Source organism: Streptomyces sp. NPDC001231, assembly GCF_042896885.1.
Classification (GTDB): domain Bacteria; phylum Actinomycetota; class Actinomycetes; order Streptomycetales; family Streptomycetaceae; genus Streptomyces.
This window is the reverse complement of sequence record NZ_JBIAXS010000068.1, coordinates 1-7,004: the sequence shown is the minus strand read 5'-3', so window position 1 is coordinate 7,004 and position 7,004 is coordinate 1. Positions and strand designations below refer to the sequence as shown.

Annotated in this window: 8 protein-coding genes and 2 pseudogenes; 3 read left to right on the top strand and 7 right to left on the bottom strand. The window is 71.9% G+C overall.

Annotation, left to right across the window (positions count from 1 at the left end):
* Nucleotides 1-354 precede the first annotated feature (354 nt).
* From ACFY3J_RS38710 to ACFY3J_RS38700, 3 genes and pseudogenes are all read right to left on the bottom strand, one after another.
* Nucleotides 355-552 (bottom strand): annotated as a pseudogene (locus tag ACFY3J_RS38710) (IS701 family transposase); the annotation flags it as partial.
* A gap of 194 nt (nt 553-746) precedes the next feature.
* Nucleotides 747-869 carry a hypothetical protein gene (locus ACFY3J_RS38705; protein WP_384187864.1) on the bottom strand — a complete coding sequence of 41 codons (123 nt, stop codon included), beginning with the start codon at nt 867-869 and terminating at the stop codon, nt 747-749.
* Complete coding sequence (locus ACFY3J_RS38700; protein ID WP_390842881.1) at nt 853-990, bottom strand: hypothetical protein; 138 nt, start codon at nt 988-990, stop codon at nt 853-855. Before ACFY3J_RS38700 ends, ACFY3J_RS38705 begins: the two co-directional genes overlap by 17 nt.
* A 63-nt stretch (nt 991-1,053) precedes the next feature.
* Between ACFY3J_RS38700 and ACFY3J_RS38695 the strand changes: the two genes are divergently transcribed.
* On the top strand, nt 1,054-1,254 hold the full coding sequence (locus ACFY3J_RS38695) for a hypothetical protein (RefSeq protein WP_384187867.1): 201 nt from the start codon (nt 1,054-1,056) through the stop codon (nt 1,252-1,254).
* Nucleotides 1,255-1,386: 132 nt separating this feature from the next.
* On the opposite strand, the gene ACFY3J_RS38690 is transcribed toward ACFY3J_RS38695, so the two are convergent.
* On the bottom strand, nt 1,387-2,154 hold the full coding sequence (locus ACFY3J_RS38690) for an SDR family NAD(P)-dependent oxidoreductase (protein ID WP_141365807.1): 768 nt from the start codon (nt 2,152-2,154) through the stop codon (nt 1,387-1,389).
* 732 nt (nt 2,155-2,886) lie between these two features.
* Nucleotides 2,887-3,168, bottom strand: a pseudogene (locus ACFY3J_RS38685) (hypothetical protein); the annotation flags it as partial.
* Nucleotides 3,169-3,278: 110 nt separating this feature from the next.
* Between ACFY3J_RS38685 and ACFY3J_RS38680 the strand changes: the two are divergent.
* Nucleotides 3,279-3,437, top strand: coding sequence for a hypothetical protein (locus ACFY3J_RS38680; RefSeq protein ID WP_384187870.1), 159 nt, complete (start codon nt 3,279-3,281; stop codon nt 3,435-3,437).
* 129 nt (nt 3,438-3,566) lie between these two features.
* Here the strand turns inward: ACFY3J_RS38680 and ACFY3J_RS38675 are convergent, their stop codons facing one another.
* Together ACFY3J_RS38675 and ACFY3J_RS38670 are read right to left on the bottom strand one after the other, a co-directional pair.
* Nucleotides 3,567-5,456, bottom strand: a complete 1,890-nt coding sequence (locus ACFY3J_RS38675; protein WP_390842880.1) for a hypothetical protein — start codon at nt 5,454-5,456, stop codon at nt 3,567-3,569.
* Nucleotides 5,441-6,220 carry an ABC transporter ATP-binding protein gene (locus ACFY3J_RS38670; protein WP_384187876.1) on the bottom strand — a complete coding sequence of 260 codons (780 nt, stop codon included), beginning with the start codon at nt 6,218-6,220 and terminating at the stop codon, nt 5,441-5,443. Before ACFY3J_RS38670 ends, ACFY3J_RS38675 begins: the two co-directional genes overlap by 16 nt.
* A gap of 117 nt (nt 6,221-6,337) precedes the next feature.
* Here ACFY3J_RS38670 and ACFY3J_RS38665 point away from each other — a divergent pair, with 117 nt between their 5' ends.
* A complete protein-coding gene (locus ACFY3J_RS38665; RefSeq protein WP_384187879.1) occupies nt 6,338-6,916 on the top strand; it encodes a TetR/AcrR family transcriptional regulator in 579 nt (192 codons plus the stop codon).
* Nucleotides 6,917-7,004: the final 88 nt, after the last annotated feature.

Below are 7,004 nucleotides of genomic sequence, written 5' to 3'. Positions count from 1 at the left end.
GACGCCCGGCACGGCTCCCCCAAGCTCTTCGAGCAGGGGGGACCCCCAGCCGCGTTGTCGCATCACCCGAGTACGTCCAGTACGCGGGTCATGCTTCGCCTTGCGATGTTCCCCCACTGCCTGAACGGCGTGGGAGGTGCCCCCAGCACCGGGCGCCGCGAGCTTTCCGGCAAACCCTTCCGGTCACAGCTGCGATCTCTCGGTTTCGGGACAGTGAGGTGAGAGACAGCGGGCCTGGGTGTGTTGTTGCTGGTCGGTGGTGGTTTTTGGGACGCGGGGTTACTGTCCTGGACGTGAGAGATCCGCGGGGCTCCGCTGTCGTGGGGGTGTTATCGCGTGCGGGGTGACGCTGTCTCAGTTTCGTGAGTTCTTATCCACTGGCCGGTGGGTGGTTGGTGTGCTTGAGACGTGGACCAGCGGGACCAGCCCGTCCGGGGCAGGGTTGGGGGCGTGTTCGTCGGCGCGGAGGACCGCGAGGAAGGCATGGGCCAGCATGGCGAGGGTGACCCCGCGGGCCCAGGAGGAGTAGCGGCGGACCTGGTGCTCGTCCAGCTCAGTCCGCGCGGGCTGGCCCGCTCCCGCGGCTACGTCATGGGGTTCGAGATCACAGAGGAGGGCGTCACCCATCTCGCCGAGCACCATGCCGCCTACGCCGCCGCTCATCCGAAGCTGAATCTGCCCGACCGGTTTGAAGCGGCGGGGACTGGAAACCGAGCGGCAGCCACCGCGCCAGTCCCCGACCCCACTCAGGTCCCGTTGCCCAGTTCGAACCTGGTCCAGTGGACACCGTCGGTGGATATGCCCCAGCTCCCCGCGCCGAAGCTGTCGCCCCACAGATAGCCGAGCTCGGCGTCAGGCCGGCAGTGCACGCAGCCTCGATGCCTTCGCCCAGTGCCCGCAGGGCGACGTCCCGGGGCACGCCTTCCAGCGTTTGCCTGCCATATGGCAGCCGCCGACGTGAACGGCGACAGGCGGTGAGTCGCGGTTCAGGCCGTCTTCGAGGATCCAATCGGGTGTGGCCGACCGTTGTGATCGACGACGAGGGCGGCTGCCGTGGATGACTCTCAGCGTTTCTATCTGACCGTGACGGCGGCCGGCCGTCTGGTGATGCAGGGCTGGTGGGGGAGCGAGGCGACCGCTCGCCGCAAGTTCTCGTTATGGGTGGGGGAGTACGGCACTATGTCCGGCGCCCGCATCACCCTCATCGATGAGGGGCAGGGCCAGACGGTGACGACGTGGCCGGACGAGGCCTGATCGTCGACGTACGACACGGGTCGCCGTGCCTGGCCCTCGGCGGTGTCAGGACGATGCGATCGGGACGCCGGATCGGACTCGTGCTTGCAGCGCGTTCCGCCGGGCCGCCACAGCCGGTGCCGGCTCCGTGGTTCACGAACTCGGGAACAGGGGCCCGCCTGCCATGAGGCCGCCGTCGGCCAGGAGGATGTGCCCGGTGACGTAGCTCGCCTTGTCCGAGCCCAGGAACTGGACGGCTGCGGCGATCTCCTCCGGGGTGCCGGCCCGGTGCATGGGCAGCACCGAGTCGACCGCGTCACGTGCTGTGTCGTCTCCGGTGAACCGGTCGTACATCGCGGTGCGGGTGTAGCCGGGCGCGACCGCGTTGACCCGGATACCGTGATCGGCGCCTTCGAGGGCGGCGGCCTTGGTGATGCCGACGACGGCGTGCTTGCTGCCGACGTACAAGGCCGCACCGGGATAACCCATCAGGCCGAAGGTGGAGCTGACGTTGACGATGCTGCCGCCGCCCTGTGCCCTCATGGCCCGGAACTCGTGCTTCAGGCACAGCAGGGTTCCCTTGACGTTCGTATCGAAGGTGGCCTGGTAGGCATCGTCGGTCACCTCGGTGACAGGGCCGGGTGTTCCCTCGGTGCCGGCGTTGTTGAAGGCGACGTCGATCCGCCCGAACCGCGCGATCGCGCGGTCGACGAGGTCCCTCACCTCGGCGTCGAAGCGCACGTCGGCCCGCACGAACTCGGCCTGGACGCCGAGGCCGGCCAACTCCCCGGCAAGCTGTTCACCCGCGTCCTGGTGACGGCCGCAGACCACGAGGTTCGCGCCCTGGCGGGCGTAGGCGAGGGCGGTGGCGCGGCCGATACCGGTGAGCGCGCCCGTGATGAGGACGACGGGGTCAGACACGTCAAGGTCCTTCCTGCAATCACACGGGTGAGCGATGGGCATGCGGCGCGGAGCCCGCAGGCACCGGTTCCCCTCGAACAGGGCGTATCCCGTGTGCTCCGGCAAGGAAGGTGTCCCGGCCGCGCCGGATCCAACCGCCGCATCCCTCGGACGGCAGTACGTGTTGGCCCGTACGGTTCACGGGCGGCGACCGGGACAGGCGACCCGCAGGCGGTCACATGGGCGTGAGGTGAACCGCGGGTTCGGACGGGAGCCGCCATCGGGCGCAGATCGGGGAGCGGTCCGCGCGTCGGATCCCCGTCTCTCTCAACCGGGGAGCGCGCGGTGGCCCGGTCCGGACGCCGGCCGCTGGTCGGCGTCCACCTCTTCCGGGCACGTACGTACCGGGTCGGCCTGCCGGGATCGTCAGCGGCCGGTTGGCGCACCGGGTCGGCAAGCCACTGGTCATCGTCGGTACGGCCATGACCGCCGTCGGGCTCGCGGCCACCTCGCTGCGCGCGTGACGCCCCGATGGATCAGAAGGGGTACGTCGCCTGCGTCGCGCGGGACGTGATCCGCGCTCGCCCCGGAACAGAAGAAGTACAGGTAACAGGGGACGGCGGGCGGAACAGCGTTTGCTGCCGGGGGAGTTGAGAGTCAGCGCGGCTGACCGGAAGACGGTCGCCTCACTCACTGATCAGCAGTGGGGCGGGCCCCTGACCAGGCCCGCCCGGCAGGCTTGCACGTGAAGGCTCAGAGCGTGAGCACCGGTCGGGTGGAGAAGTTCTCGTACATGTCTTCTCCGTCCGGTCCGTACACGAACTCGACCATGGAAGGGTTACGGTTGGCGGTAGCCAGGCCAGCATGTGGCCGTAGCCGCCGCACACCGACTCGCCCCCGTCGCCGCCGTGGACCGCAGTGACATCGCTCGTCAGCTCCGTGCGATAGGTGTGTGTCGTAGGCGATATGCAGGCCGAAGGCGTTCAGCCGGCTCTGCGGGCCGGTGCGATCCCCATAGGGGATGCGGTCGAGGGGGGCAGTCGCGCGGCGCGTTCAAGCGCCGGCACCTGCTCGCCGAAGCCCGACGCCACCTCGCCTACGCCCTGCGCGGCCGACCCCACCAGCCCGGCCTGGACGAACAGATCGTGCAGACCGCCGTCGACGACTACACCCGCCCGGCCGGCCGACGGATGATGACCGCCGACCTCCGCGCCCTGTACCCGCGCGACACCGAGGACCAGGCCGTGCTGCGCCCGCTGACCCGCGCCCGTACGAACGGGCCCGCCTCGCCGCCGGCGCGCTGACCGCCCGGGTCCCCTCCGCTCCAGCTCGGGTCCCGCCTGTCTCGCACCCGACCGCGGGCCGGTGGGAACTGCTCCAGAAGCCCCACCGGCGCGTAAGAGAAGACGAAGACGGGCGTACCGGGGGATCGTTCAGCGCCGGTGCCGTGATCGCGCCAGGTGGTACAGGCCGGTGCCGAGGCTGGTGATCAGGAGGGCGAGGCCGAGGGCGATCATCGCGGTGATCGCCGGCCGGCGCAGGGTCGGCGGCAGGTACAGCGCCAGGAACCAGGAGCGGTGGACATGCCCCGTGGCCAGCATGACCGCAGGCACGACGCCCTGGGCGACAAGAGGGACCCAGCACAGCGCCATGCCGACGATGACGTAGATCCGCTGCCCGACGGGCGCCGTGTCGAGGCCGAGTCGGGCCAGGACCAGGGCGGGCCGGCGCAGCGCAGGCAGGCCCGCGGGCACGAGGGGCGGCGGCGCGGCCCGGACGCGCCGCTGGCGAGTCGGAGGCGTACCCGTGCGGAAGTGCTGGAGCAGCTCCGGAGCCGTGCGCCGGAGCCGGATGACGGCGATGCGTCCCAGCAGCCACGTCAGCAGGGCGCCGCTCACCGGCCCGGCCACCGGTCCGGCCCAGGCCGGGCCGAACCGTACGGCGAGCAGGGCCGGGGCGGCTGTCGCCGCGGTCAGGACCAGCATCAGCAGGACCTGCGCGAAGTCGGTGCCGTTCTCCAGCAGGCCGCCAGTCCGGCGGTGCGGGTCGCGCAGCGGGACGGGGCGCAGCACCGACACCAGTACGGTCACGCCCGCCGCGCCGCCGAGCAGCGCGGGGACGAAGGTGACCAGCCACAGCCACGGCATGGACGCCCCGGACAGCGCGGCCGGAACGAGCGTGAGGAGGACCGTCGGGGGCGCGGTGACCAGGAGCCAGCCGAGCTGACGGCCCCGTACGTCGTGCCGGGCGGCGCCCGAGATCATGATCTTGCCCCAGAGTTCGGTGCCGTCCTCGCCGTAGAGGTTCGCGGAGACGGCCGACATCCACAGTGCGAAGACCAGGCCGGTCCACGGTAGGAAGTCCGTACTGCCCGCGGCCAGCGGGAGCAGGCAGAACACGAGGGCGTATCCGAGGGCGAAGCAGACGAAGTGGAAGCGCTGCAGATCGCGGGTGCAGGTGCGCAGTTCACGGGCGGCGACGGCGGTGACCGGGCCGCGGGCCCACCGGCCGAGGGTCGCGGTCGCAGCGCGTCCGTCCGAGGGGCGCGTGGTGACCTGGCGCCGGGTCAGGAGGGCCCAGCCGTACGCGCAGGCCGCGGTGAGCAGGGCCAGGCCGGCCAGGGCCGCGAGCACGCCGGGCCGGTCGCCGCGTCCGGCGGCCTCGACGGCGGACAGCCCCCAGCCGGAGGGCAGGCCGCGCAGCCATGCGGCGGCGGGGCGGGGCAGGCCGTCGTCCAGGGCCGCGCGCACGAGGGGTTCGAGGATCCAGCCCGAGTGCAGCGCGGCCAGGATCGCCGCGCTCGTGAAGGCGGCGAGCGCGGCGCCCGTACGGGACCGCGCGACCTGCCCGAGCACCGCGGTGACCAGGCGTGAGCACAGGACGGTGAAGGCGAGTTGGAGCACCGTGGCCGGGGCGGCGACGGCGACGGCGGCCGGGCCGAGGTGTACGGCGACGACCACGAGGCCGCTCAGCGCGATCAGGGTCACGGCCGGTGCGACGCCGACGAAGGCGGCCGCCGCCAGGCCGGTCGCCAGGGCGCGCGGGCGCAGCGCGTGGAGGGCGAAGTGCTCGGGGCGCAGGGTCGTGTCGCCGCCGCCGAAGAGGACGGGGCCGAGCAGCCAGCCCGCCGTCCACACGGCCAGCGCGGCGCCGAGCAGGTCGAACCGCTGCGCGGCGTGCGGGTAGCCGCGGCCGGCGAGGAACAGTACGGCGGCGGCGAGCGCGAGACCGGCCGCGCCGCCGCCGATCATCCGGGCGGCCGTGGCGCGGGTGAGGGAGTTGCGCTGGACGGCCAGTTTCATCCGGATCAGGACGCCAACCATGCCAGCCCCTCCACACCCCGAGCCCCGGGCGAGCGGCCGGCGACCAGGCTCACGAACCGCTCCTCCAGGCTCAGTCCGGCCCGTACCTCGTCCAGCGGCCCGGCCGCCACGACCCGTCCGGCGTCGACCACGGCGAGGTGGTCGCACAGCTGCTCCACCACGGCCATCACATGGCTGGACAGGACCACGCTGCCGCCGGCGCGGACGAACCGCCGGAGGATCTCCTTCACGGTCGCCGCGGAGATCGGATCGACCGCCTCCAGCGGCTCGTCGAGGACCAGCAGTCGAGGCGCGTGCAGCAGCGCGGCGGCGAGGCCGATCTTCTTGCGCATGCCGGTGGAGTACTCCGCCACCAGGGTGCGCCCGGCCGCGTCGAGGCCCAGGGTCCGCAGCAGTTGGGCCGCGCGGCGGTCGGCCTCAGCGCGGGCCATGCCGCGCAACAGCCCAGTGAAACACAGCACTTCACGCCCGGTCAGCCGCTCCGGCAGGGCCAGGCCGTCGGGCAGGACGCCGACGAGCCCCTTCGCCCGGGAGGCGTCCGCCCACACGTCCGTACCGAAGATCTCGGCCCGGCCCGCGTCGGGGCGCAGCAGGCCCACCGCCATGGACAGGGTCGTGGTCTTGCCCGCGCCGTTGGGGCCGACCAGGCCGAAGAACGACCCGCTCGGCACGGTCAGGTTGATGCCGTCGACGGCGCGGTGGGTGCCGTACTTCTTGGCCAGGCCGGTGAGCCGCAGCGCCGGAGCGGCTGTGCGCGGTCCCATGTTCCCCCTCGGGTACGTACTGAACGGCACGTGCCGTGCCGTTCGTGAATAGAGGGATCATGCTGAAGGCGGGGGCAGCTGTCAATACGGCACGTGCCGTACCGATATCGTGAGGCGATGACCGACAGACGCAGCAGCCGCGGAGCGGGCCGCACCGAGGAGATCATGCGGGCCACGCTCGAACTGGGCGAGGAACTCGGCTACGCCCGGCTCAGCATCGAGGCGGTCGCCGCCCGCGCCGGCGCCGGCAAGCACACCATCTACCGCCGCTGGCCCTCCAAGGGCGCGCTGTTCCTGGACTCCCTGCTGTCGCTGAACGAACCTGGCCTCGACTACCCGGACACCGGTGACGTCATCGCCGATCTGCGCCGCCAGATCCACACGGCCGTCGACCTCCTGAGCCGCCCGCCGATGGGCCCCCTGTACGTGGCCCTGCTGGTGGAGGCGCAGCACGACCCCCAGGTCGCCGACGCGCTCGACGAGCGTTTCATCGCCCCCCAGGCCGAGAAGACGATCGCGCGGCTGGAACGCGCCCGGGAGCAGGGCCAGCTGGCGCCGGACTTCGACCTGGACCTCGCCATGGCGATCCTGTCCGGCCCGCTGTACTTCCAGCACCTGATCGCCCGGCGGCCCCTGACCCACGACTGGGTCGACCGGCTCATCGACACCCTCTTCGCGGGAATGGGCCCGCGCTAGTGTCCTGAGTCGTTAATTCGCTGCGTAAGTTGGTGTTTGGTCGGCATGATGGTCGGATGGCGAGGACGGGACGGCCGAAGGCCGAGCT